Origin of the sequence: Pseudomonas sp. B21-015 (genome assembly GCF_024749285.1) — a bacterium.
Taxonomy (GTDB): Bacteria; Pseudomonadota; Gammaproteobacteria; order Pseudomonadales; family Pseudomonadaceae; genus Aquipseudomonas.
Genome location: NZ_CP087196.1, coordinates 4,250,832 through 4,276,982, shown reverse-complemented (window position 1 = coordinate 4,276,982; position 26,151 = coordinate 4,250,832). Strand labels below are relative to the sequence as shown.

Genomic DNA, 26,151 nt, shown 5'->3' with positions numbered 1-26,151 from the left:
GAGGCGATAGCAATTCGTCGTGGTGTGGCAGGTGAGAGCGCTGGGGGAGTTAGATTTTCCGGAGTGTCTGGAGGTGTTACATGAGCCAATATCAACGACTCTTTCTGATAGCCGGTCCAGCCATGCGTCACACCCCGGCGCTGGAGCGAGCTGTCGCCATTGCCGAAGCCACCGGTGCCGCGCTGCACATCACAGTGTTTATCGAAGACTCCCACCTCCTGGGTTTGATGAGCACAGGTGCGCGGTTTCGTGAGGTCTGTCAGCAAGAGAACGAAAAATGGCTGAAAGATGAGGCCGATCTGATCCGTGGGCGCGGCATCGCGGTGAGCACCGAAGTGCTGATAACGCACAACGCACTGCAAGAGATTCTTCGGCATGTAACAGAAATGCCGGCGGACCTGGTGATCAAGGACGTGCAGCACGAGTCGGCGCTCAAGCGCGTGTTCATCACGCCTCTGGATTGGCACTTGTTGCGCGAATGTCCGGTGGCTGTCCATCTGGTCAGTGAAGTCAGGTGTCCGCTGCCGAGGGTGATAGTGGCGGCCGTCGATCCGTCGCGCCCCGAGACGCAGATCACCGGCATCAACGACCGCATTATCCAGGCGGCGAACGGATTGGCGATGCAATGCAATGCGGAGTTGCATCTGCTGCATGCCTACGATCTATCGCTGACTCATATGTCCGATGCAGGCGCCGGAGCCGTGACAATGCCAGGCTTCAGCAGCGATGTGCGCAAGTCTCTGCATAAGTCATTCATCGCCTTGGCCGACCACTTTGGCGTGCCCACCGAGCGACAACACTTCGTTGCAGGGCCGCCTGGCAAAGCGCTGGCTGACTTTGCAGCGCATCATCGGGCCGATGTGATCGTCATGGGCAATGCGCATCGCAAGGGACTGGGCAACTGGGTGGGCAGTACGACGGAGCATGTGCTGTATCGAGTGCCCTGCAACATCTTCGCGGTCACGGGGCAAGTGGATCAGTGAATGGATCCGTTGTTCAATGACTCGCTAAGAGCGCCTCGGCGGCTGGAGCGGGATTTTTTGAGGGCATGTGCCGAGATATCCCGGTAGGTATCGCAATCGGTTGCCGCAAGGAGCTTTCCACCGTCCTTCAAGGTGGCCATGAAGGTCACTTCAGTGCTGTTGCCGGCGAGCAGATAGCCGGCGATGGCGCCAACTGGGCCCAGCAACATCGCGCCTGCAATGCCCAAGCCTATGGCGCTCTTTATATTCTTGTTGGACTCCGTGTTCTGGACCGTCAGATCTTTGAATTCCGAGACCGGGAAACTTTTCCCCAGTCGTGGTTTAAGGGCTGTCTTGAGCGTAATGGTACCCGAGTGATACTCCCCGTCGCACTGCGGGAAATCACCGGCGAGCACTGTGATCTTTGCCATATGGAGTGTTCTCTGGGCGATCATTTTTGGGGTGGACATTGCGCGCGTCGAAACTCAAAACGTCAACGATCTAACGATGAGTGGCAGCCGCAGGTCCCGAAACACAGCGACCAATCTCATCCATGGCGCAGCCGAGGGCCGTGATGTTCTGGTTGATACGGTCGAGCAGGGCGGGGACAGGATCGTCTGGCATGGTTATTCCTCCAGTCAAGAAAGGAAAGCGTAGCAGGTGAGCGGGAGCCGTATACGCGGCGATAGCCCTGTCATGGACGTTTTATAACGTTTGGCAAAAGCGGGCGGAGAGTGCGCTTTAATCCTGCGTTGGTCCGACAGGTTTAATCGCGATCAGGATTTAGAGGCTTGGCATCATCAACAGACCTTTCGGCTGAGAGGGACTAACGGGGGATTAATGGACTTCTGGACCACCACGCAAGTATCGATTTTAGGATTGGTTGAAGGGCTCACAGAGTTTTTGCCCATCTCCAGTACCGGACACCAGATCATTGCCGCGGACTTGCTCGACTTTGGCGGTGAGCGAGCCATGGCGTTCAATATCATTATTCAGTTGGGGGCTATTCTGGCGGTCGTCTGGGAGTTCCGTCACAAGATTCTGAACATCACCACCGGCTTGCCGACCCAGCGTAATGCGCAACGCTTCAGTCTTAATTTGTTGATCGGCTTCCTGCCGGCGGTTGTCCTGGGGGTGATGTTCGCCGACAAGATCCATGAGTATCTGTTCAACCCTATCACTGTGGCCGTGGCGCTGGTGATTGGCGGAATCATCATGTTGTGGGCGGAACAACGCGAGCATGTGGTGGTGATCGATCATGTGGACGAGATGCGCTGGACCGATGCCTTGAAAGTCGGTTGTGCACAGTGCCTGGCGATGATCCCCGGCACTTCGCGCTCGGGATCGACGATTATCGGTGGGTTGCTGTTTGGCCTGTCACGCAAGACGGCTACCGAGTTTTCGTTCTTCCTGGCGATGCCGACAATGGTGGGGGCCGCGGTGTACTCGGGCTATAAGTATCGCGATCTGTTCCAGGCCGCCGACTTGCCAGTGTTTGCTCTGGGTTTTTTGGCAGCGTTCTTCTTCGCGATGATTGCCGTGCGCGGTTTGCTCAAGTTCATCGCCAACCATAGTTATGCGGTGTTCGCCTGGTACCGGATCGCGTTCGGTTTGCTGATCCTGGCGACGTGGTTTTTGGGTTGGGTCGACTGGAACCACCTCTCGGAAGGGGTGTAGGTTTTCCATGCCTGCCTTTGTGGCGAGCGAGCAAGCTCCCTCGCCACGTGTGGGCTGCTGAAAGTATCTAAAGCTTGTTGACCCGCGCCAGTGGCAGGCTGATTTTCTGTTCACGCTGCAGGAAATTCATCATCAGCAGCACCCGTTCCTCGCCGTCCATGGCCAGGAACACCGCTTCGAGATCGCAGAACGGGCCTTCATTGATGCGCACGGTATCTCCGTGTCTCAACAACGTTGTCACGATCGCCTGACTGTCCCGTTCCTGGAGTTCATCGATCAGCGCATCGCGGATTGGCAGCGGCTGACCGCCGAACCCGACGACTCGCGAAACACCGCGGGTCGAGCGCAGCGGACCCCAACTGTCCTGAAGGCTCAGTTGAATAAACAGATAGCCCGGAAACAGCGACTCGCTGATCACCTTACGCTGGCCCCGCAAAATGCGCTCACGTCTGTAGGTCGAGCGGAAACAGGCATAGCCCTGGCGCTGCAAATGTTCTTCGGCGCGCTCATCTTGTTTGGGTTTGCACTGGAGCAGATACCAGGCTTTGGTGGCGTGTTCTGCAATCGCGTTCATTTAGAGGCCTCCTCTGCGTTGATCTGCTCCAGCAATTCGGCGGTCTTGCGCTGCATTAACGAGCTGTCGCCACGACTTTTCACGGCCAGGCACACCACGCAACCCTGGTCCGAGAGGCGCAAGCTGAAGCGCCAGTCGGCAAAGACCAGATTCAGTCCGTCACACTCGTTGATGTCGAGGGCATCGGCGGCGTAACGCTGCTTGATGCATGCCAGCAGTGCGGGGCCATCCTTGACGTGACGATGGATGTCCCCGGAAGAAGGGAAAGCGCCGATGCGCTCCACCAGCAGCACTGGCGGCTTCTGCACGCGGGGGAAAATCAGTTCCGACGCATAGGCGCGCACGATCAGGTAGGCGAGGTTGTGTTTAAGGTCAGCGCCATACGGGGGGCGACTGTCATCTGCCTTGAAACCGCTCAACGTATTCATAGAGGCTTCGTCCATAGGGTAATAAAGACCATAAAATCGATTCGGTTAAGCACACGCTTGTCAGGGGGTAGCGCCGTCACAGGGTGTTCTGATGCAGGTGTTCGAAGCAGTAGTTGGTGGCTTCGATGTAACCTTCGGCGCCGCCGCAATCGAAACGTCGGCCCTTGAATTTGTAAGCCAGGACGCAGCCGTTCTGGGCCTGTTTCATCAGCGCATCGGTGATCTGGATTTCACCGCCCTTGCCAGGTTCAGTGTCAGCAATCAGGTCGAAGATATCGGGGGTCAGAATGTATCGACCGATGATGGCCAGGTTGGACGGGGCGTCTTCCGGACGGGGCTTCTCGACCATGCTGTTGACCCGGTAAATACCCTCGCGAATCAACTCGCCGGCAATCACGCCGTATTTCTGGGTCTGCTCATGGGGCACTTCCTGGATCGCCACGATCGAACAGCGGAACTGTTCGTAGAGCTTGATCATTTGCGCCAGCACCCCATCGCCCTCCAGGTTCAGGCACAGATCGTCGGCCAGCACCACGGCGAATGGCTCATCACCGATCAACGAGCGGCCGCTGAGAATCGCGTGCCCCAGGCCCTTCATCTCCACCTGACGGGTATAGGAAAAACTGCAGGTATCGATCAGCTCACGAGTGCCGTGCAGGAACTTTTCCTTATCGGTGCCACGAATCTGATGTTCCAGCTCGTAACTGGTATCGAAATGATCCTCCAGCGCGCGCTTGCCGCGGCCGGTGACGATGGCCATATGTTGCAGGCCGGCGTCGCGTGCTTCCTCGACGGCGTACTGGATCAGCGGCTTGCTGACGATCGGCAGCATCTCCTTCGGCATGGCCTTGGTGGCGGGTAAAAAGCGGGTCCCATAACCGGCAGCGGGGAACAGGCATTTACGAATCATGGAAGCGTCCTTGAAAGTAGACTGATGGAGTGGCTGATGGCAGTAGGAAAGATTCGATCCGGATGTCGGAACCGGTCACGCTGAGGAGTGCGGGCTCGAAATGGCCCGATCACTCGAGAAAAATGTTCGCAACGCTACAGGGGCAACGAAAGGCCCGTGCGCCATGTTTCTCGTCAGGCGCGGGCAGGGGGAATATCGGGTGGCCGGCGAGCATGCCCGGTTGTTCCATGGCATGTTCCTGACGCAATCCGCTGTAAACAAAGTTATTGCCCAAGGCGCCCTTTACCCAACTACTAACCGAATGTCCGACACCCTGGCAATGCACTAGCGGAACAGCTATACATTAGCCATTCGCTATTTCGGTGTAATTTAGATTGAACGAACGCGGGAAAACGGCAACTGTTAGAAATTGTCTGGATAAAATCCTGAACTGTTATTTTCAGTGCCTGAAAGCGAAATGTTATTTTTTGTCTGGAGAAAAAGTTGGGGGTGGTTTAGGTGCCATGGTAATAAATACGCATCGATTGTTTTAATGTTTCTTCTGCAGTTACCGGGTTTGTAAATACCTGAATTCATTCGTAGTTTAAAGCTCTTATGTTCGGCAAGTGCTAGGTCACCGCCAATGTTGACAAGACGGGGAAGGTTATCTTGCTTAAAAGGGTTTTGATTGTTTGTGTCGGCAATATTTGCCGCAGTCCCACCGCGGAGCATTTGCTGCGCGGGGCACTTGTCCATTCCGATATTCAGGTCAGCTCGGCTGGTCTGGCCGCCTTGGCAGGCAAACCCATCGAGCCGACGGCACACGCTGTACTCGAGGAGCATGGTCATCTGCCCCATGAGCACCAGGCCGTCCAACTCACGTCTCAAGCCGTCAGCGAGGCGGACTTGATTCTGGTGATGGAGCGACGGCATGTCAGCGGGGTGCTCAACATTGCCCCTGAGGCGCGAGGCAAGGTGTTACTGCTGGGCAAATGGCAGGACGATCGCGAAATCAGCGACCCCTACCGTCAAGGCAAACCTGCTTTTGTGCATGCTTATGCGTTGATCGAAGAAGCCGTACACGCATGGGCACAGCGTCTAGCACGCTGATGGCCACTCCTTTTTGAATCGTAATCAAGGCAAAGAATCCGACTTATGCAGCAAGCACCGGTAGTCAACGTGCGGGACGACGACAATGACGAGATTGATCTTCTCGGCTTGTTTGGAACACTCATCGACCATAAATGGCTGATTGCCGCGATTACCGGTGCCTTCATGGTGACCGGTGCCGCGTACGCGGTGCTGGCGACCCCGGTATATCAGGCGAACGCGCTGCTGCAGGTTGAAGCGAAAAAGAACGACTTGCTGGGCTTCTCCGATGTCAGCAGCATGTTGGGGAAAGAGTCGCCTTCCGCGACTGAGATCGAGCTGATCAAGTCTCGTGCGGTGATTGGCAAGACAGTCGATGAGTTGAAACTGGCCATTATCGTAGAGCCCAGTTACTTCCCCATTGTCGGCGAGTTCATTGCACGTCGTTTTAAAAGTGCCAACCCGGATGAAGTCGCCAGTCCTTGGCTGGGTATGACGAGTTACGCCTGGGGTGGCGAGTCGTTAAAAATAGCTCGCCTTGAGCTGCCACAAGATAAGTTAGCCAAAAAACTGACCTTCATTGCCGGTGAAAACGGGACTTTCCAGCTGTTCGATGAAAGTGACGAACTTTTGGTTGAAGGGCAGGTGGGAGAGGTTGTCGATCAACGCGGCGTTAAATTGCTTGTCGAAGAGTTGCGGGCCAACCCCGGAACCCGGTTTCGTATCGTCCGCAAACCACGGTTGACCAGTATTCTGGATTATCAGGAAGCACTGGATGTCATCGAGCGTGGGAAAGAGTCGGGCATCATCGGGTTGGCGCTGGAAAGTACCGAGCCGGAATTGGCGGTAAAAATCCTCAATAAGATTTCCGAACTCTACGTCGAGCAGAACGTACAACGGACTTCTGCCGAGGCCGCGCAAAGTCTGGAGTTTTTGAAAGAACAGCTGCCCCAGGTCAAGAATGATCTGGAGAAGGCCGGCAACGCGCTCAATTCGTACCAGACGCGCACCAAGTCCGTGGACATCAGCCTGGAAACCAAAGCGATCCTGGACCAGATTGTATCGTTGGACACGGCTATCTCTCAGCTAAAACTCCAGCAAGCCGAGATGGATAGAAAGTTCACCCGTCAACACCCGGCCTACCGTGCGCTGCTCGCTCAGATTGCTGAATTGAGCAGTAAACAACAGCGTCTGGCCGAGAAGGTCCAGGACCTTCCCTCGACCCAGCAAGAACTGCTCAGCCTGACTCGTGACGTCGAAGTGGGGACGGCGATCTATACCCAGCTGCTGAATAAATCCCAGGAGCTCGATGTCATGCGCGCCGGGACGGTGGGCAACGTGCGTTTGATCGATACGGCGGATGTGAACCTGATCAAGCCGATCAAACCCAAAAAAATCCTCATTGTTCTGATTGCCACCTTTCTTGGTGGGTTCCTGGCCGTGTTGCTGGTTCTGCTGCGCAAGGCATTGAATCGCGGGCTGGAAAGCCCGGAAGCCATTGAGCAGCTTGGGCTCCCGGTATACGCCTCCATTCCCTACAGCATGCTGCAAAAAAATGCAGATGAAAAAAGTACGCGTGGAGGGAAGCGTTCCGGCAGCAGCCTCTCGGTGCTGGCCGTTAACCACCCTACCGACCTGGCTATTGAAGCGCTTCGCAGTTTGCGCACCAGCCTGCATTTCGCGATGCATGAAGCTGAAAACAATCGTCTGATGATTTCCGGCCCTAGCCCGCAAGTCGGTAAAACCTTCGTATCGGTCAATCTGGCAGCCGTGATCGCCCAAACAGGGCAGCGAGTCTTGCTGATCGACGTCGATATGCGTAAAGGCTATATCCACAAAGTCATGAATTCCCACAGCACCAACGGGCTTTCCGATGTCTTGGCCAAACGCTGCGATCTGAAAACCGCGATCCACAAAACAGACATCGACAATTTCGACTTCATCAGCCGCGGTCAGATACCACCCAACCCTTCGGAACTGTTAATGCATCAAAACTTCACTGAGCTGCTGTCGCAGGTCAGTGAAATGTATGACTTGGTCATCCTGGATACCCCTCCGTTATTGGCAGTGACCGATGCGGCGATTGTCGGCAGACAGTCAGGTACAAACTTGATTGTTGCGCGCTTCGGTTTTAATCCCTCCAGAGAAATAGAACTGACCATTCGCCGGTTCGCGCAAAACGGCATCGAGTTGAGAGGTGCCATTTTCAATGGGGTAGAAAAACGCGCTTCGGCAAAATACGGGTACGGTGCTTACGGTTATTACAACTACGAGTATCAATCGGATAATAGTTAAACCGGGTGCGGCCCAGGTCCGTAAATCTTTCCAGTTTCTTTTTGAGTTGTTTTGATTGTGTGAGGTATCAGCACCTGACACCCCACCCGGGTGGCAGGGGTAACGAGCTGATACCCATGTTGCCCGACAAAAAATACATCGTGTTCTCAGGAAATTGACTATAAATCCTGGGGCGGTAGCGTGGTTTTTTCGAAAAAAGTCTGAAGAGAAGCCTGTTTCTCGGATTGAGCTGATTGGCAAGTAATGGGTGTGCAGTTCCAAGTGACTCCTCTTGATGGATAGTTGAGAAAAAGATGGCCATGGCAAATAAACAGGGATTCTACGTAGAGCTGGAATCGATTCGAGGGCTGATGGCGTGGTGGGTCGTTTTTGGACACCTGTATTCCTGCTTTCGTCAGGCGATAGGCAACGTACCTCCTATCATCAATGAAGTGTTGTTGGCCACGGCTATTCCAGTGGATATTTTTATTTGTCTAAGCGGCTTTTTTATCGCCAAAGCCCTGAACGGGAAAAGTAGCGACTATAAACCCTATATTGTTCGGCGCGCTTTCAGAATCATTCCGATTTATCTGCTTGCCATGTTCCTGGCTGCCTTGTTGTTTAATGAGAGGATGAGTGTTCGCATGGAGATGCCATGGAACACCCCTGGGCAATTAGCAGCGGTTGAAAACTATTGGTCGACCATCAGTGACAATGTGGCCGCTTACTTGATGCCTTGTTTAATGTTGCTTCAGGGGCTGATTCCGGACCAGGTCCTGCCCCATGCAGGAGATGCCTTTTTAGCGCCAGCGTGGAGCCTGACACTGGAGTGGCAGTTTTATCTGATTGCGCCGTTGTTAGTGTGGGGCTTTTTGCTGAAACGCGGGAAAGAACTGCTTGTGGCGTCAAGTTTGATTGCGCTGCTGCTTCTGACTCACTCTGGCCTGACATTCTCTTACGGCAGCTTCATCCTTATAAAACTACCTGTTTTCATTATTGGTATGTTAACCCACGATTTGATTCGCCGTGGCGAGGACGAACTGAAGAATGGACTTTTGATCATTGTCATCGTCTTGGGGATAGGTCTTATTAGCCGATCCTTTGCCAATTTTGCGTCTATCACTTTATGGTCAGTATTGGCGATCGCGTTCAAATTGAACGGCCGATTCAGGCAGCCGTTGATCACCAGAATGCTGGAGTTGTCTAAAGCCCCACTCAGGAACAAGATGCTGGTCAAACTGGGTGTGCTGTCGTACTCCACGTATTTGATTCATATCCTGATTATCGACGCCGTGATGATTGTCGCGAGAGCGTTCGGTTATCTGAGCAGTGACTTGGTTGCGCTCTTCATCGCGCTCTCAATAGTCTTCACTTATGCGGCTTCATCGGTGATTCATCGGTATATCGAGACGCCCTTTATTGATATCGGTAAAAGAATAGCCACGTCAGTCTATTCTCGAGAACTAAAATGCCAGTAAGGGTCCTTGTCAACTACATGCTGTTTCCGTTGCTTCTCGTAGCGACGGCCTTCAACCTGAGATATCGATTGACGGGGGCTGATATACACCTGGGGGGCGCGGAGCTTTCCATAGCACCCTACGATATTTTTCTATTTCTGATACTGGTTTCCATCATTTTTTTCAGTAAACAAATCAATCTGGAAAAAATCAAAATTGACCGCATAACGGCGATGGCCATATTTTTTGTCGTGTTGTCCTCCGTGTCGATCATTAATTCGGAAGCGGTAAGCTTTACCGTGTATGAAATTTTCAGGCACTGGAAGATCATCGTACTGTTTCTTGTGGTGAGATCGGTTTTCCAGGATGGCAAGTCCATGGAGAAGTTCACCAGGGTTGCCGCGTTATTGATACTCTTCGAAACATTGTATGCGGCGTATCAACTGGCAACCGGCGATGTCACGGAAGATGCCCAGCAAGTTAAAGAGCTTTTCGTAGAAAATGGAATCACCCGGGTCACGGGTACATTAAGACACCCGGCGTTGCTGTCTCTGTTTACGGTGCTGTTATTACCGTTTTGTGTCTATGGCGCGGTAAATGGAAAGGGCCGGCTGCTGTATATCGGTGCAATTGCAGCAGGCTTTGTGGTTATTTGCTTGACCTACTCAAGAACTCAAATTGTATTGTACTTTTTTGTTGTAGGACTTTGCCTTTTCTATTTTAAGCGTCCGAATGGCAGCTCGATTCTAAGAAACAAAAAAATCATTTATACCTCTGTGATTTTTTCTTTGGTGATTATGGCGGGTGCCATTTACAACCTGGAAAACCTCTACGCACGATTTTTTGATGCACCTGAGTCGAGTACGACCTCAAGGCTGATTTTGGCAAAAATTGCGCTCAATATGTTTGTAGAGCATCCACTCATCGGTGTGGGGTGGAATAATTTTGTAGATGTCATGGAACAGTACGATGAGTTTGGTGCATCTAAAAGCTTCAGGTACCCGGCTCACAATATGTATTTGCTAGTCATGGCCGAGACAGGGCTGATAGGGATTATTAGTTATTTGGCTCTTATATGTGGAATCTACAAGATTCATAAGAATACGATCAAAGGGGCAGGTGATGTTTCTGTAAATAATGCCTCGGCGGCCGCGCTGGTCTCTATTATCGCGATATTAATAACCGGTATCCAGGGGTGGTCATTCCGGGCGGATAGCATACAGGCAATCATCTGGATCAATTTTGGAATCATTTGCGCCCTTAATGACAGAGCGAAACGACATGCTTAGACGAGTTTTCCTGTGTGTCATGCTTTTGGCGGTTGCTTTTAACGTCTCGGCATCGACTCGAAGTGCTTTGGATTATAAGGCGGGCATGCCGTTACGAGGATTCAACGTCGATTTGAATTTAAGTGAGCGGGACTTTAAAAGCTTAGATGAACTGAATGTCAATGCGGTGCGTGTGGCGTTTGCATCACATCCATTGTTTGATGAGAAGGGTGGGTTGGACAGTGCGGCAGTCGCTGTACTTGATAACTATATTCGGTATGCAAAGAAATACAATATTCTGATTCTGATCGATGTTCATACTTTTCCTGGCAATGTCAAAAAATACTCGGGTTCGATAGGCGACGAATATTGGCGTAATACCGACTTGATGAGTGAGCTGATCAAGAGCTATGCGCAACTGGCCGAGAAGTTAAAAGACGAAAGCATGGTCATTGGTTATGACATTGTGAACGAACCGGCGCAGGCTGACCTTTCGAACTACCTGGGTTTTCTAAAACAGGTATCAGAAACAATCTTGAAGATTTCGCCAGATAAACTGGTATTGATCCAGCCCCGCATCACCATTCAACCGAATGGAATTCCTAACGGGCAGCGCTCCAACTGGAGTGAGATCACTCACCTGATTGATGACAAAGCAGTCGTTGGCAGCCTGCACTATTACGATCCAGGGGATTTCACTCATCAGGGTGTTCATCAGTTTCCTGTCAATCAACGCCTGCCATTTTTGCTTAGAAGTGAAAAGAGCTTGAGGTTGTATTTCAGAAAAACACTGTCTCGGGTTTTAAATCACCCGGGGCCGGTGATAGTGGGTGAGTTCAGTGTGTCGAATTATAGTCCGGTGGATGACTCTGAACTGTACATGAATACATTGCTGGATCTGTTTGAGCGCAACGGCTGGAGCTGGTTTTATCACTCTTATAAAGAGGCAGACATCTGGAACCCCGAACTGTCGCTGACAAAAAGAGGTTTGGCCCCGGACGGCGCATCCAAGAAGTACTTGCTGTTGAAGGCGCACTTTAGATTGAACGATCGATTTCAGGCCGCTGACTAACCGCGAGCAGGACACTTTACTTGAAAGCAATTCAACTGTTGATCTCATCGTTTGGCGCCGCGGGTGCGACTTTTTTACTTCAAGTTCTGCTCAGCAGGACTTTGGACGCCGCCAGCTTTGGCCTTATATCATTTTCCAATGCGATTACCATCACGCTGGGAGCGCTGGCGTTCAGCGGCATAAATAGTTTGTTGTTGAGACGTGTCAGCCGGGCTCCGTCCGAATATACCGGGTATATGCAAATTGCCTATGTTTGCCTGTTGCTCAATACGCTGGGCGCTTATGTCATCAGCATGGCGCTGTTGTATGGAGCAGGCATAGATCTTCTGGAGTCGGTCTTGCTGGCGACAGGTGTTGTAGCACTGTCTTCTCAGGCGATCGTGATCACTCAAGGTCAGCTCAAGAGCAGTCCCCTGCGGATCTCGTTTGGCCAGGTAGTGGTGCCGCTTTCAAGGATATTGTTGGTTGCGGCAATTTTCTATTCGATGGTCCCGAGTTTTACCACCGCCGCAGCAGCCTTGGGGGCGGCTAACACTCTTTGCCTGATGTTGTGTGTCGCCTTGATAACACGGCATGGAAAAAAAGCAGGTGTGAAAATTCGAGACTTTTTGAAAGACTCCATTAAATACTCGTTGAATGGCGCCCTGAATATAGCTCAGTTGCAAATTCCCATCTCCTTGTTAGGGGTGATCTACGGCTCTACCTATTCTGGCTATCTGGCGATTTGTAATACGTTGCTCACGGCGCTGTATATAGCCCCTAACACGGTATTTAATACCTATCTAATAAAAAAATACCATGCGCTTTCAAGTGCGGAAAAATCGTTGCCTGTAAAACATTCATTGTATTCCTTTGCCGTGGGGGCTGTTTTTGCGGGTGGCTTGAGCTTCTACTCCCGAGAGCTTATTCATTTGCTGTTTGGCGGTGAATATGGTTATGCGGCCCAGGTGTTGCAAATAGCGGCGTTGTCTATTCCGTTCAGGTTTTTTGCAACACCTTTTGGCGCTGCATTATTGAGCGAGGAGTGGGTGAGTAAAAAGATAATGGTCGCCAGTATCGGGATGGCGTTACAGGTCGGCTTGTTTGTTTTGTTAATGCAATTTGAAGCAAAAGGCATTGGTGCAAGTATCTTGGCTAGTGAGTTCTTCATAGCGGTTTCGTACTATATTCTTTATAGAAAGAGCATGCGAGTATGAATGTTTCTATTATCGGCTATTACGGGGATAACTTTGGTGATCTGCTGATGCTGAAGTCACTCCTGTCTTTGAAGAAGCCAGGTGCGGTGTTTACCGTATTAACTTACGGGGATGGTCAGTCACTCAGGAAGCAAAACTTCATTAGCGATAATGATGTGGGAGTGGTGGAACTTAATAAGGCCAACACATTGGCCGCTTACAGAAAGGTAATAAACAGTTCTGCGATCATCTGGGGCGGTGGTACTTGCTTCATGGATGAGGGGGGTACCGGTGGGATCAAGTACATGGCGCTGGCCCGCTTGTTCGGCGCGAATGTTATCTATGCAGGCATTGGGGTAGATAACCACAAAAAAATGAAAACCCGGCTGATTTTGTTTTTGGCAACGTTAATAGCTAAAGCGCTTTACATAAGAGATTCGGCTTCGCTGCAAGCCGTTAAAAAAATAAACCCGTGGATGCGCTCCGGAAAAATAAAGCAATCTGTGGACTTGGCGTATGCGCTTGATATAGGCGATGTCGAGGGCGCGGGTGATCTGGAGGGCGCGGATAATTACATTATCTTGTGCTTGCGTGATCTTGAAGGATATGGCGAACAATCCAGTGGCGATATCTATAGGCAGTTATTAGGTGTTTCAATAAAGGCGTGTATAGCGTTGGGTGTTAATAGGATCGGCGTACTGAATGCGGACGCCGAAGTTGATGCGGGTGTATCGCTGTACGCCGAGCGTGAGCTCGAAGATTGTGGGTTCTCGGTATTTAAAATTCCAGGCAGTGATATTGATCGGTCCATCGACTGTATTAAAAATGCCAGGCATGTGATCAGTGCCCGGTTGCACCCTGCGGTGGTCGCTTATTCGGTAGGGACTCCCTTCTCTTTGTATAACTACTCAGACAAGAATAAAAAGTTTACCGCTGAGACGCACACCGATGAGTGTTTGATTCACAGGGGGGCGATAAACAGATTTGTACCTCAATACAAAATCGGTTCCGCAGGCGAAAAAAGCACGCATAGACAGCTGGCGCAATCGACTGTTCACGAAATATACCAGTTGTTAAATTGATCTGAATAAGGATTTTCCTCATGGGTCACTTGAATTATTTCATCATTGAACCGGTAGGAGGGCATGGTGGAATGAATTATTACAACACCGGCCTTGGGCAAGGATTGGTTCTGAATAACGCCACTGTACATCTCTACACTTGCCCTGAATCGCAGGAGCAAAGCTCAAGTAATTTCACGATAAATAAGTTCTTTAAAGGGGTCTACGGTAAGTCTAATAAAGTTATCAGGCTCGCCAGGTTCATCACGGCGTTGACGAGATCCATCATTGATATAAAGAGGAAAGGCGGAAAAATTTGCCATTTGCATTTTTTTCAGTACTCGCTGCTCGAGTTGATAACGTGCAACCTGTTGAAGTTTAGTGGGATAAAAATAGTCGCCACGGTTCATGATGTTGAATCGTTTTCAGGGAGTTCTCTGACAAGAACCCATACTTCCATATTGCGAGCGCCGGAGGAGTTTATTGTTCATAACGAGTTCTCTCGGCAAGAATTGCGGTCGGTGATTTCCGCGCAGGGTATCAATAAAAAGATAGCTATTATTCCTCACGGTAACTACCTTCCGTTCGTGAAAAGGCGAGAGACCGTTTTGTCTCGCCAGCACTTATCATTGCCCGTCGATAAAAAGCTCATACTCTTCTTTGGTCAGATAAAAAAGGTCAAGGGCCTGGATGTTCTTTTGAGTGCAATGGAGATCGTGTCGAAACTTGAGCCTGATGCCGTATTGCTCATCGCCGGTAAAGTATGGAAGGATTCGTTTCAGCACTATGAAGACATAATAAAATCAAAAAACATATCGAGTGTGGTGATTCCACATATTCGCTATATCAATGACGAGGATGTCGACTTTTATTATTCCTCTGCCGATATCGTGGTCCTGCCCTATAAGAAGATCTACCAAAGCGGCGTGCTGCTAATGGCGATGTCGTACGGCTGTATTACCGTGTCTTCACGTCTGCCCGCCATGGTTGAAGTTGTGGACGACAGTCGAAATGGCTTTTTGTTTGAAGCGGATGACCCACAGGATCTGGCTCGGCAAATACTTGCAGCCCTGGGCTCAGATGCTGCAGAGGACATTTCGCAGAACGCTCGAGCCGCGATGATCGAAAAGCATGATTGGACGCGCGTAGCGCGTCAGCACATTAAGGTATTTGAAACTTATGAATAGGCACTTGTTGATTCTAGGGATAAGAGGCATTCCGGCACAGCATGGCGGCTTCGAGACATTTGCCGAAAAGCTGGCGGTCTACCTGAAGGAAAGGGGTTGGAGAATTACCGTTTATTGCCAGGAAAGCGGCAGTGGCGCCATAACGGAAACCGAATGGCAAGGTATTCGTCGTGTTCATATACCGGTCTCCAGAGAGGGTGCGCTGGGTACTGTTATTTTTGATTTCAAGGCTGTGCGTCATGCGTTGAGTGAAAAAGGTTTGTTTTTGACGTTGGGGTATAACACCGCCATTTTTAATCTGCTGCAACGTGCGAAAGGCCAGACCAATATAATCAATATGGACGGCATTGAATGGCGTAGAGAAAAGTGGGGGGCGATTGCCAAGACCTGGTTCTGGATAAATGAGCGATTGGGTTGCTGGATAGGTAATCATCTGGTCGCCGATCATCCAAAGATAAAAGACCACCTTGCCACTCGAGTCAGTGCCGATAAGATCACCATGATTCCCTATGGTGGCGATGAAGTGAAAACGGCGTCTGTCGAAGTGTTGGCAGGTTTCGGCCTGGAACCGAAAAACTTCTCTATTATTATTGCCAGGCCTGAACCGGAAAACTCTTTTTTCGAGATGGTCGATGCGTTTAGTTCCTCGGTCAGGAATCATAAACTTGTGGTGCTTGGAAACTTTACGCCGAGCACGAACGAATATCACAAGAAGGTGATGGACGCCGCAAGTGATGAGGTGATATTTCCAGGTGCCATCTACGATTCGAACATCGTTCAGGCACTCAGGTATTTCAGTCGTTTCTATCTCCACGGTCATCGTGTTGGCGGAACCAACCCGTCTTTGGTCGAGGCGCTTGGCGCTGGCTGCGCAATTATTGCTCACGATAACCCATTTAACCGTTGGGTCGTGGGTGAGGGTGCAGCCTACTTTTCGGACAAACAATCTCTTTCGTGCCTGTTGGATGAATGGCTGGCGGATGAAGACAGAATTGCGGATATGAAAGAAGTCGGTGCCGCGAGATTTGTAGAGTGTTTCAAGTGGGAAAAAGTGTTGAGTGCGTATGAACAGCTTTTCATTGAATGGCGACCTTCATAAGTCATCCATTACTTCGATCTAATCCAGGCTGTTACTTTTCGATGAGGTGCTAAATGATTCCGGTTATTTTATCTGGAGGTTCTGGCTCGCGCCTGTGGCCGCTTTCGCGACAACTGAACCCCAAGCAGTTTTTGTCTTTAATAGATACCAATCTCTCTTTGTTGCAGGCCACCATTCAGAGACTTGATGGGCTGGAGATACAGCCCCCCAGGCTCATCTGCAACGAAGAACATCGGTTTCTGGCCGCTGAACAGTTGCGAAAACTGGGCATGGGAGATGCCAATATCCTGCTTGAGCCCGTCGGTCGTAATACGGCGCCAGCGGTGGCGTTGGCCGCGCTGCAGGCAACGGTCGAAGGTCAAGACCCGATGCTGCTGATTTTGCCGGCGGATCACACCATTAAAGATGTCGACGCTTTTCAAGAGAGCATCAGGGTCGCGCTTCCGTTGGCGATGGAAGGGAAGTTAGTGACCTTCGCAATAGTGCCCACCTATCCTGAAACGGGGTATGGCTATATTGAGAAGGGCGACGATATCGGTGGCGGTTTCAGAGTGAACCGTTTTGTCGAGAAACCCGATCTGGCGACGGCTCAAGCGTACGTGCTCACGAACAATTTCTTCTGGAACAGCGGCATGTTCCTGTTCCGCGCGAGCCGTTATCTGGAAGAGTTGCAAAAATTCCGGCCCGATATTTTGTCTGCCTGTATCGAGGCCTTGGGCAACGGTTCGCAGGATTTGAATTTCACTCGGGTTGACCGGGCTTTGTTTTCTGCGTGCCCCGAGGACTCTATTGACTACGCGGTAATGGAAAAGACCGACGACGCGGTGATGGTCGCGATGAATGCCGGATGGAGTGACATTGGCTCCTGGTCTGCGCTCGCCGATGCCTTTGCAAAAGATGCTGACGGTAACGTGCTCAAGGGGGATGTCTTCGCCGAGAACACATTCAATACCTATGTTCATGCGAACAGCCGCTTGATCGCGACCATTGGCGTTGAAGGACTGGTCATCGTTGAAACCAACGACGCCATTCTTGTGGCCCGCAAGGATCAGGTGCAAGACGTTAAAAAAGTAGTGGAACGGCTCAAGCAATCCGATCGCCATGAGTACTCGAACCACAGAGAAGTTTATCGCCCGTGGGGTATGTATGACTCGATAGATAAAGGCGCTCGGTATCAAGTGAAACGTATCACGGTGCAGCCGGGAGCGAAGCTGTCTGTGCAGATGCATCACCACCGCGCCGAGCACTGGATCGTCGTTAGCGGTACGGCCAAAGTGACCAACGGTGAGCAGACCTATCTGGTCTCCGAGAATCAGTCGACTTACATCCCGATCGGTCAAGTGCATGCGCTCGAGAACCCGGGTGTCATTCCTCTTGAGCTGATCGAAGTTCAGTCCGGCTCCTACCTGGGCGAGAACGATATCGTGCGGTTTGAAGATAAATACGGCAGGGCATGAACCTCCGTCATCCATTGGGTTAGCCGACAGCGGTGCGGGTCACCGATTTAATCTTTCATTTCGCCGTCAGGATCTCCACTCATGTTTAAAAAAATCCTCGTTACCGGTGGGTCCGGTTTCATTGGATCAGCAGTGGTACGCCACCTGATAAGTGAAACCACCTGCAGGGTCGCGAACGTTGACAAGTTGACCTACGCAGGCAATTGCGACTCCCTGTCGAGCATCGACGAGTCGCCGCGCTACCACTTCTTCAAGGTCGATATCTGCGACGCTCGGGCACTGGATCAGGTATTCACGGTATTTCGACCGGATGCAGTCATGCACCTGGCCGCAGAGTCCCATGTCGATCGTTCCATCGACGGTCCTGCGGACTTTATCCAGACCAATATTGTTGGTACCTATACCTTGCTCGAAGCGACCCGGCGTTATTGGAACGGGTTGTCGGAAGAGCTCAAACAGGCTTTTCGCTTCCACCATATCTCCACCGATGAGGTGTATGGCGACCTGGAAGGCACCGATAGTCTGTTCAGTGAAACCACGCCTTATGCGCCCAGTTCACCCTATTCGGCCTCCAAGGCCAGTTCAGATCATCTGGTTCGGGCCTGGCAGCGTACGTATGGCCTGCCCGTGCTGGTGACCAATTGCTCGAACAACTATGGCCCTTATCACTTCCCCGAGAAGTTGATTCCCCATGTGATTCTGAATGCCATCCACGGCCGGCCTCTGCCGGTTTATGGCGACGGCTTGCAGATTCGCGACTGGCTGTTTGTAGAAGATCATGCGCGTGCTTTATGCGAGGTCGTGCGCCGTGGCGAGGTTGGCGAAACCTATAACATCGGCGGCCACAACGAGAAAACCAATCTTGAGGTGGTGCAAGCCCTGTGCGATCTGCTCGAGGAGTTGGCTCCCGATAAACCTGCGGGCGTCGCGCGTTATCGCGAGCTGATTACCTTCGTCAAGGATCGGCCGGGGCATGATCTTCGTTACGCCATCGATGCGGGCAAGATCGAGCGTGAGCTCGGTTGGCGACCACAGGAAACCTTTGAGAGCGGCATACGCAAAACGGTTCAGTGGTATCTGAACCATCAAGGGTGGTGGGAACGGATACTCAACGGCCAGTACCGGTCGGAGCGTCTTGGCCACGTCGGCTGAAACATTCAAACCCTGCCTCTATTAAGTTTCGAAGGGAATCCTCATATGAAAGGCATCATTCTGGCGGGAGGCTCCGGCACCCGCTTGCATCCCATTACCCGTGGTGTATCCAAACAGCTGCTTCCGGTCTACGACAAGCCGATGATTTACTATCCGCTGTCGGTATTAATGCTGGCGGGCATTCGCGAGATCTTGATTATTTCCACGCCGCAGGACTTGCCCAACTTCCAGAACCTGTTGGGTGACGGTTCTTCTTTCGGTATTGAACTCAGCTATGCCGAACAACCTTCTCCCGATGGTCTGGCCCAGGCCTTTCTGATCGGCGAGCACTTTATCGGCGACAGCAATGTGGCGTTGATTCTGGGCGACAACATTTTCTATGGTTATGGCTTCAGCGCCTTGTTGCGCGAAGCGTCACAACGACAGAACGGTGCCACTGTCTTTGGTTATCGAGTCAGCGACCCGGAGCGCTTTGGCGTTGTCGAGTTCGACAGTAACGGCAAGGCGATCTCGATCGAAGAGAAGCCTAAACACCCGAAGTCCGACTATGCCGTCACCGGCTTGTATTTCTACGACAAAGACGTGGTGAGCATTGCAAAGCAAGTCAAGCCTTCGATCCGCGGCGAGCTTGAAATCACTGATGTGAACAACGCGTATCTACAGCGCGGGGATTTGCACGTCAGCGTGCTGGGGCGTGGTTTTGCCTGGCTGGACACCGGGACCCATGATTCATTGATGGAGGCCGGGCATTTCGTCCAGACCATCGAAGCGCGGCAGGGCTTGAAAGTGGCCTGTCTGGAGGAAGTGGCCTACCACCAGGGTTGGTTGTCGGCTGCACAACTGGATCAGCAAGCCACGGCGTTATGCAAAACCGGTTACGGCCAATACCTGGCACGGGTGCTGAGCACGGAGCCTGCGATATGAATGTCATCAACACCCGGTTGCCTGGCGTACTGATTATCGAGCCCAAGGTGTTTGGCGATGGCCGCGGGTTCTTTTTCGAGAGTTATCACCAGCAGCGTTATCGCGACGCTGGCGTCGAGTTGCCTTTCGTCCAGGACAATCACTCGCGCTCGCAGTATGGCGTGTTGCGTGGTTTGCACTTCCAGCGGACCCGGCCCCAGGGCAAGTTGGTGCGGGTTTCCCAAGGGGCGGTATACGACGTGGTGGTGGACATCAATCCCGAATCGGCCACTTGCGGCGAGCATGTAGGGGTCAAGTTGACCGCCGACAACCATCTTCAGCTATGGGTGCCGCCAGGTTATGCCCACGGCTTTTGTGTGCTCAGTGAAACCGCCGATTTTCAATACAAATGCACCGATCTGTATTTTCCCGAGGACGAAGGTGGTCTGCTCTGGAGTGATCCGGACCTGGACATTGCCTGGCCTTTGGAGTCACCTCAACTCTCGGAAAAAGACTTGCGCAACCCGCGATTGCGCGCGCTGTTGAGCGGGGAATGACGGATTAATAATGGTCTATAGTTAATATTAACTATTGATGACCTGATGTTATTTAGCCTGAATTTCCAATCGCAGTAGAACCTTGCGGGATAAGAAGTCGGGAGAATCCTGACTAATAATAACAATAGACGCCTGAGGCGAGTGACTCACACTCGTAAGTTTGTACTTAAAATGCCTTGTTGTGTGGCGAATATCTTTGAAAATCGCCTTTATTTGTCAATAATCCTTGCCCCGCGCAAGCGCTTTTGCCGAGGATGTGACGGGATTCGGCGTATGGCATGCACTCCCTATAAATGACATCCTCCAAAGGAGGCAATGTGCATGAACGGGCTCGTTCAACTTACGGGTGTCAGTTCATTCATCTGTTGTTCCATTCCCGGTCCCTTAGTATCAAATCTAATGCAGAGTTGATGTCGAGAAGGAGTCTGATATGAAGAAACTACTTACTGCCAGCTTGCTGGCTGTCATGAGCACCGCGGCGTTGGCGGCGGATGCACCACCGAGTGAAACGGCAAGCGAAGCACTGGACGAGCCACTGTCCTTGAATACCCCGCTGGTCGGGGGCGTGACGGTCGCCGAAACCGTGGTGGTCGGCGCGGCCATTATCGGCGCTGCTGCGGCCGCCTCCAGCTCCGGCGGCAGTTCCAATGGCGGTACCTCTGGAACGGGTGGCACAACCGGTACTGGTGGTACGACAGGTACCAACTAAACCCCGCGAAGTATGTTGTTCAAGATCACTCAGAACTTTCTGGGTGATCTTGTTTTAGATTTGCCCTCGACTAGCGTAGTGCCATTATGATCCGTAGATTATCTGTTGTTATGCTGGCAAGTATCAGCTTGCACGGCTGTATGTTTTCGCCTGGTCAACACATGGACACCAGTCAAATGGTCAGTGACGGCTCTGTGGAAAGTAGCCGGGTGGAGCTTATTCCCATCACGCCTAAATTGATTGCCATGGATGCCGCCACGCAGGTTCGCGAATCGGTGCCATCGGCGTTGTTGTCCTATGTGCCCGGTGGTTATCGCGTGGGTGCCAATGACCTGTTGTTTATCACGGTCTGGGATCACCCCGAGTTGACGGCGCCTTCGGGGCCGCAACAGCAAATCGATGCCAACGGTCGTCTGGTTCGTCCGGACGGCACGCTGTTTTATCCCTACATCGGTAATGTGCCGGCCGCCGGTAAAACCATCGAAGAGTTGCGAGCTTTTATTGCCGAGCGCTTGTCGCAATTTGTCGAAAGCCCCCAGGTCGACGTCAGCGTATTGCGCTTCGCCAGCCAGACCGTGGTGATTTCCGGTGCGGTGCTCAAAGCCGGCCAGCAGCCGATCACCACCACCCCGCTGAGCGTGGTGGAGGCCGTTGGCGCGGCCGGTGTGGACCCCTCGAATGCCGACCTGTCGGGCCTGACGCTGACCCGGGACGGGCGTGAATACAAGCTTGATCTGGACACCCTCAATCGGCAGGACTCACAGCTGCAGGGCGTCTACCTCAAGGGCGGCGACCGGCTGTACCTGCCTTATAACGACCAAAAACGTATCTATGTCATGGGTGAGGTCAACCAGCCTCGCGCCCTGAGCTTCAAGAGCAAATCGATCAACCTGACCGATGCGCTGGGCACGGTGGGGGGCTTGAACCAGACCACCTCCAACGGCAATGCGGTGTACGTGATTCGCGGCGCGGACCACCTGGAAACCGAACCGGCCAAGGTGTTCCAGCTCGATGCCGAATCGCCTTCGGCCCTAGTGCTGGCCACCCGCTTTGACTTGCAACCGCAAGACATCGTCTATGTCGGCCCGGCCGGCGTGACACGCTGGAACCGTCTGATCAGCCAGCTTCTGCCTACGGCCACCGTTCTCGGGACCGGTGCCAGCTCTCTTAATGACCTCAGCGAAGCCAACAGCAGATAAGGCTCAATCCCGCCGTGAAAAATTTGCCTACCTTCGCCAGTCTGACGATGGCGCTCTTGCTGTGCGGGTGTAACCCGTTGATGAAGGCCTCCTGGGACACCCTCGAAACATCCGTCGCGGGGCCTGCCTCCATCAACTTGACCCGTGCTCAGGTCGATGCCGTGCCGTATCCGCAGATACTGGTCACCACCCCCTCCAGCGAGGGGGTGATGGCCATGGCTCGTCGGCGGGGCGACCTGCAGTTCTGGGTCGCTTCCGGCAAGCAAGTGCTGATGATGCGCGACGGTCTGGTGGTACGTACCGTCGGGCTGGGTGTTTCACTGGATGGCACTCGTTTCAATGATGAGTCGCCGTTCAAGCACGGCCTTCAGCATTTGCCCGACGGTTATACCAGCACGCGCTGGATCGACATCTACGACGGCAACCGAATCGGTATCGCGGTCAACAGCCGTTTCAACCCCCACGGCATCGAGACCATCAGCATTCTGGACAAGGAATACGTCTTGCTGCGCATCGACGAGCAGGTGGATGCACCCACCCTGAATTTCCACGCCACCAACCGCTACTGGGTCGACCCCCAGGACGGTTTCATCCTGCGCAGCGAGCAGCATCTGACGCCGCAGCTGTTTCTGAACATCGTGCAGGTGCGCCCTGACAGGGGAGCGGCCCAGTGAAGTGTTCAAACCTTTTCTTGCTTGGCCTGCTGTTGATCGGCCCGGCCGTGGGCCAGGCGGCCGTCACGGTCAGCGGTGACGTGCGCAGCCCCGGCCCCATCGAGGTCAAACCCGGTGCACGCTTGCTGGACGTTATTCGCGTCGCCCAACCCAACGCCGAAAGTTACTGGCTGGGCGCGGCTTGGCTGCACCGTTCATTGGTGGACAAACAGGCGCGTTTGAAGGCGGGTGTCCTGTTCGATCTGAAGCTGCTGCAACGGGGCGCCTTGCTCGACGGCAAAAACACGCGAGCAGAGTTGAGTACGCGTCTGTATGAGCAGGTTGCGCAACTGTCAGTCACCGGACGGCAGGTCGCGGTGCTCGACCCGATCGCCGTGGAGGTGGGGTTCGCCCGCAACGCTCTACTGGATGATGGCGACCGTCTGATTTACCCCGAGCGGCCATCCACCGTAGAGATTCTGGGGGCGGTCGCGCAGCCCTGTCGGGTGCCTTACCGCGCCCTGCTGGAAGCGCGTGTTTATGCCCGGGACTGCACCATCCTCGACGATGCCGAGCGCGATTATCTGTGGCTGATCCAGCCCGACGGCCAGGTACGGCGCGTGGGCGTGGCGGCATGGAATCGTGAGGACGGCGTCGTGGCGGCTCCTGGCAGCAGGATCCTGGTGCCGATCAGGAGCGACGATCTCGAGACGCCGACCCCTGAGCTCAATCAACAACTGGCCGAGTTCCTCGCCACTCAACCCCAGGCTGAGGTGGCCCCTTGAAGTGCCCGTTGAAGTTACGTTTTGCTGCTGCATTGCTTCTGCCTTACGGACTGGCTCACGGTGAACCGCGCTACACCCAGAGTGATTTTGGTGGCGTCGGTCTGCTACAGACCCCCACCGCTCGCATGGCCCCCGCGGGGGAGTTGAGTGCCACGGCCAGTCGTACCGATCCTTACTCACGCTACAGTTTTTCCTTGCAGCCGTTCGATTGGCTGGAGGGCTCGTTTCGTTACACCGCCATCACCAACCGCAAGTACGGCACCGAAGAATTGAGTGGCGACCAGAGTTTCAAAGACAAGGCCATCGATTTCAAGGCACGGCTTTGGGAAGAAAGTCGCTGGGCGCCGCAAGTCGCCATCGGCGCCCGGGACATCGGCGGTACCGGGCTGTTTTCCAGCGAATATTTCGCCGCCAACAAGCGTTATGGCAACCTCGATTTCAGCCTCGGCATTGCCTGGGGTTATCTGGGTAATCGGGGGGATTTCAGTAACCCGCTGTCGGTCTTCGGCAGCCAGTTCAACGACCGGCCGCAGAGCACGGCGGCTGTCGCCAGGGCAGGGGACGTGAATGCCAACGCGTATTTCAGAGGGCACCCTTCGTTGTTTGGCGGGGTCGCTTATCAAACGCCGTGGGAGCCACTGAGCCTGAAGATCGAGTACGAGGGCAACGATTACAAGAATGAGCCGCTGGACAACCCGCTCAAACAAGACCTGCCGATCAACTTCGGTGTGGTCTACAAGCTGGCCGACAGCGTCGATCTGAGCGCCGGCTGGGAGCGCGGCAATACCGCGATGTTCGGCATCACCCTGCACACCAACTTTGTCAGCCGCAAGGCGCCGGTCAAAACTTACGACCCTCCCGCCGAGCCGCTGCCGGCGCAGGCGCCGTCGACTCCGCCCGACCAAGTCAACTGGGCCGATGTCTCCAACCGGCTGCAACAAAATGCCGGATACAAGGTGAAACGCATCGCCCGGCGCGGTTCGGAGCTGATGGTGTATGGCGAGCAGTCCCGTTATTTTTATCCGGCCAAGGCCGTTGGGCGAGCCAGCCGGATTCTCGATAACAGCGTCAATCAGGACATCGACTGGTTCACCCTGGTGAACCAGCGCTATGACATGTCCGTCGAGGAAACCAGCGTGCCACGGGAAACCTTCCGCGCGGTGGTGAACAACGACCAGCCGCTGAAGGATCTGCACCGTACGACCGAGGTCAATCCGGCGACTGCGCACCGGGAAACCACGCTCTACACCCAGGCGCTGGAACCGTTCAGCTATGGCTTGGGCCTGGGCTACAAACAGAACATCGGTGGCCCCGACGGGCTGCTCTATCAGTTCACCGCCGATGCTGACGCGGAGTACCGTTTCACCCGCAACACCTGGTGGAGCGGCCTGCTCAGTGCCAACCTGCTGAACAACTACGACAAGTTCACCTACGACGCGCCGAGCGGGCTGCCGCGAGTGCGCACCGATTTGCGTAAATACCTGACCACCTCCGATGTGACGATGCCGACGTTCCAGTTCAACCACGCGACGCAGCTGGATAGGGACCTGTATGGCATGGTCTACGGCGGCTATCTGGAATCCATGTATGCCGGTGTCGGCAGCGAAGTGCTGTATCGACCCGCGGGGAAACGCTGGTCGGTGGGCGCCGATCTGAACTTCGTGCGTCAACGGGATTTTGATCAGGGCTTCGGTCTGCGCGATTACCAGACCGTGACGGGCCATGTCACCAGCTATACTGAGCTGCCCAATGACATGCTTGCAGCGGTCAGTGTCGGGCGTTATCTGGCGCGGGACTGGGGTACCACTGTCGACTTGTCGCGGGAGTTCAAGAACGGCGTGAAGTTTGGCGGCTGGGTCACTCTGACTACCGCGTCGAAGGCGGAATATGGTGAGGGTAGCTTCGACAAAGGGATCTATATTTCCATCCCGTTCGACGAGATGATGAGTACCTCGACCATGCGCCGGGCCAATATCGTCTGGGCGCCACTGACCCGCGACGGTGGTGCGCGCCTGAACCGTGCCTACTCGCTGCAGACCATGACCGACGGGCGCGACAGCAGCCTGTTCTACAACAACTTCGAGAAAATCACTGAATGATCACGTGGCTCAAAGGCTTGGTCGAGTTGCCATTCTGGCTCCGGGGCCTGGCCTTTGCTGCGGTGACTGTGATTTTGCTGTACGCAGGTTTGCGCCCTCAATCGATCCCGGAGCTGTTCGTCGAAGAGGACAAGCTCCATCACTGGATCGGCTTTCTGGTTTTTACGTGCAGTTGCCGCCTGGCCTTCCCCAATGTGAGGTTTCTTTGGGTAGCCTTGGGGTGTTTGCTCACCGGCGTACTCATTGAGCTCGCGCAAGGTTTGATGCCGCTGCGCACGGCTTCGCCCTATGACATGCTGGCAAACTGTATCGGCGTGTTGATGGGGTTGTTGGTCTCCAGGTGCTGGGTGCGCTGAAAGGCGTTAGGCACCTGGCAGTTTGTCGGCATGTTGTAACCGTTGATCCTCGCTGTATCCCCCTCCAGC

The 26,151-nt window shown here is 53.4% G+C and carries 27 protein-coding genes; 21 read left to right on the top strand and 6 right to left on the bottom strand.

Annotated elements, in window-relative coordinates; genetic code table 11:
- Positions 1-80 precede the first annotated feature (80 nt).
- Positions 81-983: a universal stress protein gene (locus LOY38_RS19375; RefSeq protein ID WP_258696626.1), complete on the top strand. Its 903-nt coding sequence runs from the start codon at positions 81-83 to the stop codon at positions 981-983.
- Here the strand turns inward: LOY38_RS19375 and LOY38_RS19370 are convergent.
- Together LOY38_RS19370 and LOY38_RS19365 are read right to left on the bottom strand one after the other, a co-directional pair.
- Entirely contained in the window at positions 977-1,393 is a 417-nt protein-coding gene (locus LOY38_RS19370) for a hypothetical protein (protein ID WP_258696625.1), read from the bottom strand. The genes LOY38_RS19375 and LOY38_RS19370 overlap by 7 nt on opposite strands.
- A 70-nt stretch (positions 1,394-1,463) precedes the next feature.
- Positions 1,464-1,586, bottom strand: coding sequence for a hypothetical protein (locus LOY38_RS19365; protein WP_258696624.1), 123 nt, complete (start codon positions 1,584-1,586; stop codon positions 1,464-1,466).
- Between the two features lie 216 nt (positions 1,587-1,802).
- Here LOY38_RS19365 and LOY38_RS19360 point away from each other — a divergent pair, with 216 nt between their 5' ends.
- On the top strand, positions 1,803-2,639 hold the full coding sequence (locus LOY38_RS19360; protein ID WP_258696623.1) for an undecaprenyl-diphosphate phosphatase: 837 nt from the start codon (positions 1,803-1,805) through the stop codon (positions 2,637-2,639).
- Between the two features lie 67 nt (positions 2,640-2,706).
- On the opposite strand, the gene rfaH is transcribed toward LOY38_RS19360, so the two are convergent.
- From rfaH to LOY38_RS19340, 4 genes are all read right to left on the bottom strand, one after another.
- Positions 2,707-3,213, bottom strand: coding sequence for a transcription/translation regulatory transformer protein RfaH (rfaH, locus tag LOY38_RS19355; RefSeq protein WP_258696622.1), 507 nt, complete (start codon positions 3,211-3,213; stop codon positions 2,707-2,709).
- Entirely contained in the window at positions 3,210-3,641 is a 432-nt protein-coding gene (locus LOY38_RS19350; protein WP_258696621.1) for a phosphomannomutase, read from the bottom strand. The genes rfaH and LOY38_RS19350 overlap by 4 nt, the downstream gene beginning before the upstream one ends.
- Before the next feature lie 76 nt (positions 3,642-3,717).
- Positions 3,718-4,551: a UTP--glucose-1-phosphate uridylyltransferase GalU gene (galU, locus tag LOY38_RS19345; RefSeq protein ID WP_258696620.1), complete on the bottom strand. Its 834-nt coding sequence runs from the start codon at positions 4,549-4,551 to the stop codon at positions 3,718-3,720.
- Between the two features lie 402 nt (positions 4,552-4,953).
- Positions 4,954-5,286 carry a hypothetical protein gene (locus LOY38_RS19340; RefSeq protein ID WP_258700829.1) on the bottom strand — a complete coding sequence of 111 codons (333 nt, stop codon included), beginning with the start codon at positions 5,284-5,286 and terminating at the stop codon, positions 4,954-4,956.
- Here LOY38_RS19340 and LOY38_RS19335 point away from each other — a divergent pair.
- The 19 genes from LOY38_RS19335 (at position 5,200) to LOY38_RS19245 (ending at position 26,082) form a co-directional block, all read left to right on the top strand.
- Positions 5,200-5,640, top strand: a complete 441-nt coding sequence (locus LOY38_RS19335) for a low molecular weight protein-tyrosine-phosphatase (RefSeq protein WP_258696619.1) — start codon at positions 5,200-5,202, stop codon at positions 5,638-5,640. The genes LOY38_RS19340 and LOY38_RS19335 overlap by 87 nt on opposite strands.
- A 45-nt stretch (positions 5,641-5,685) precedes the next feature.
- Complete coding sequence (locus LOY38_RS19330; RefSeq protein WP_258696618.1) at positions 5,686-7,914, top strand: polysaccharide biosynthesis tyrosine autokinase; 2,229 nt, start codon at positions 5,686-5,688, stop codon at positions 7,912-7,914.
- A 299-nt stretch (positions 7,915-8,213) separates the two neighbouring features.
- Positions 8,214-9,371 (top strand): acyltransferase, encoded by a 1,158-nt coding sequence (locus LOY38_RS19325; RefSeq protein WP_258696617.1) that lies wholly within the window; start codon positions 8,214-8,216, stop codon positions 9,369-9,371.
- Complete coding sequence (locus tag LOY38_RS19320; protein WP_258696616.1) at positions 9,362-10,639, top strand: O-antigen ligase; 1,278 nt, start codon at positions 9,362-9,364, stop codon at positions 10,637-10,639. The genes LOY38_RS19325 and LOY38_RS19320 overlap by 10 nt, the downstream gene beginning before the upstream one ends.
- Entirely contained in the window at positions 10,632-11,690 is a 1,059-nt protein-coding gene (locus LOY38_RS19315; RefSeq protein WP_258696615.1) for a glycoside hydrolase family 5 protein, read from the top strand. The genes LOY38_RS19320 and LOY38_RS19315 overlap by 8 nt, the downstream gene beginning before the upstream one ends.
- A 20-nt stretch (positions 11,691-11,710) precedes the next feature.
- Positions 11,711-12,886: an oligosaccharide flippase family protein gene (locus LOY38_RS19310; RefSeq protein ID WP_258696614.1), complete on the top strand. Its 1,176-nt coding sequence runs from the start codon at positions 11,711-11,713 to the stop codon at positions 12,884-12,886.
- Complete coding sequence (locus LOY38_RS19305) at positions 12,883-13,947, top strand: polysaccharide pyruvyl transferase family protein (protein WP_258696613.1); 1,065 nt, start codon at positions 12,883-12,885, stop codon at positions 13,945-13,947. The genes LOY38_RS19310 and LOY38_RS19305 overlap by 4 nt, the downstream gene beginning before the upstream one ends.
- Before the next feature lie 20 nt (positions 13,948-13,967).
- A complete protein-coding gene (locus tag LOY38_RS19300) occupies positions 13,968-15,113 on the top strand; it encodes a glycosyltransferase family 4 protein (RefSeq protein ID WP_258696612.1) in 1,146 nt (381 codons plus the stop codon).
- Entirely contained in the window at positions 15,106-16,212 is a 1,107-nt protein-coding gene (locus LOY38_RS19295; RefSeq protein ID WP_258696611.1) for a DUF1972 domain-containing protein, read from the top strand. The genes LOY38_RS19300 and LOY38_RS19295 overlap by 8 nt, the downstream gene beginning before the upstream one ends.
- 53 nt (positions 16,213-16,265) lie before the next feature.
- On the top strand, positions 16,266-17,669 hold the full coding sequence (locus tag LOY38_RS19290; RefSeq protein ID WP_258696610.1) for a mannose-1-phosphate guanylyltransferase/mannose-6-phosphate isomerase: 1,404 nt from the start codon (positions 16,266-16,268) through the stop codon (positions 17,667-17,669).
- Positions 17,670-17,750: 81 nt separating this feature from the next.
- On the top strand, positions 17,751-18,821 hold the full coding sequence (rfbB, locus tag LOY38_RS19285; protein ID WP_258696609.1) for a dTDP-glucose 4,6-dehydratase: 1,071 nt from the start codon (positions 17,751-17,753) through the stop codon (positions 18,819-18,821).
- A 45-nt stretch (positions 18,822-18,866) separates the two neighbouring features.
- Entirely contained in the window at positions 18,867-19,745 is an 879-nt protein-coding gene (gene rfbA / locus LOY38_RS19280; RefSeq protein WP_258696608.1) for a glucose-1-phosphate thymidylyltransferase RfbA, read from the top strand.
- Complete coding sequence (gene rfbC / locus LOY38_RS19275) at positions 19,742-20,281, top strand: dTDP-4-dehydrorhamnose 3,5-epimerase (RefSeq protein ID WP_258696607.1); 540 nt, start codon at positions 19,742-19,744, stop codon at positions 20,279-20,281. The genes rfbA and rfbC overlap by 4 nt, the downstream gene beginning before the upstream one ends.
- A 430-nt stretch (positions 20,282-20,711) precedes the next feature.
- The gene (locus LOY38_RS19270) at positions 20,712-20,990 is read left to right on the top strand and encodes a hypothetical protein (RefSeq protein WP_258696606.1); all 279 of its coding nucleotides are present in this window, start codon (positions 20,712-20,714) and stop codon (positions 20,988-20,990) included.
- 86 nt (positions 20,991-21,076) lie between these two features.
- Positions 21,077-22,189, top strand: coding sequence for a polysaccharide biosynthesis/export family protein (locus LOY38_RS19265; RefSeq protein WP_258696605.1), 1,113 nt, complete (start codon positions 21,077-21,079; stop codon positions 22,187-22,189).
- A 14-nt stretch (positions 22,190-22,203) separates the two neighbouring features.
- Positions 22,204-22,863: a YjbF family lipoprotein gene (locus LOY38_RS19260; protein WP_309475853.1), complete on the top strand. Its 660-nt coding sequence runs from the start codon at positions 22,204-22,206 to the stop codon at positions 22,861-22,863.
- Complete coding sequence (locus LOY38_RS19255) at positions 22,860-23,627, top strand: capsule biosynthesis GfcC family protein (RefSeq protein WP_258696604.1); 768 nt, start codon at positions 22,860-22,862, stop codon at positions 23,625-23,627. The genes LOY38_RS19260 and LOY38_RS19255 overlap by 4 nt, the downstream gene beginning before the upstream one ends.
- Positions 23,628-23,635: 8 nt before the next feature.
- Positions 23,636-25,726: a YjbH domain-containing protein gene (locus tag LOY38_RS19250; RefSeq protein ID WP_258696603.1), complete on the top strand. Its 2,091-nt coding sequence runs from the start codon at positions 23,636-23,638 to the stop codon at positions 25,724-25,726.
- Positions 25,723-26,082, top strand: a complete 360-nt coding sequence (locus tag LOY38_RS19245; protein ID WP_258696602.1) for a VanZ family protein — start codon at positions 25,723-25,725, stop codon at positions 26,080-26,082. The genes LOY38_RS19250 and LOY38_RS19245 overlap by 4 nt, the downstream gene beginning before the upstream one ends.
- The last annotated feature ends 69 nt before the right edge of the window (positions 26,083-26,151 follow it).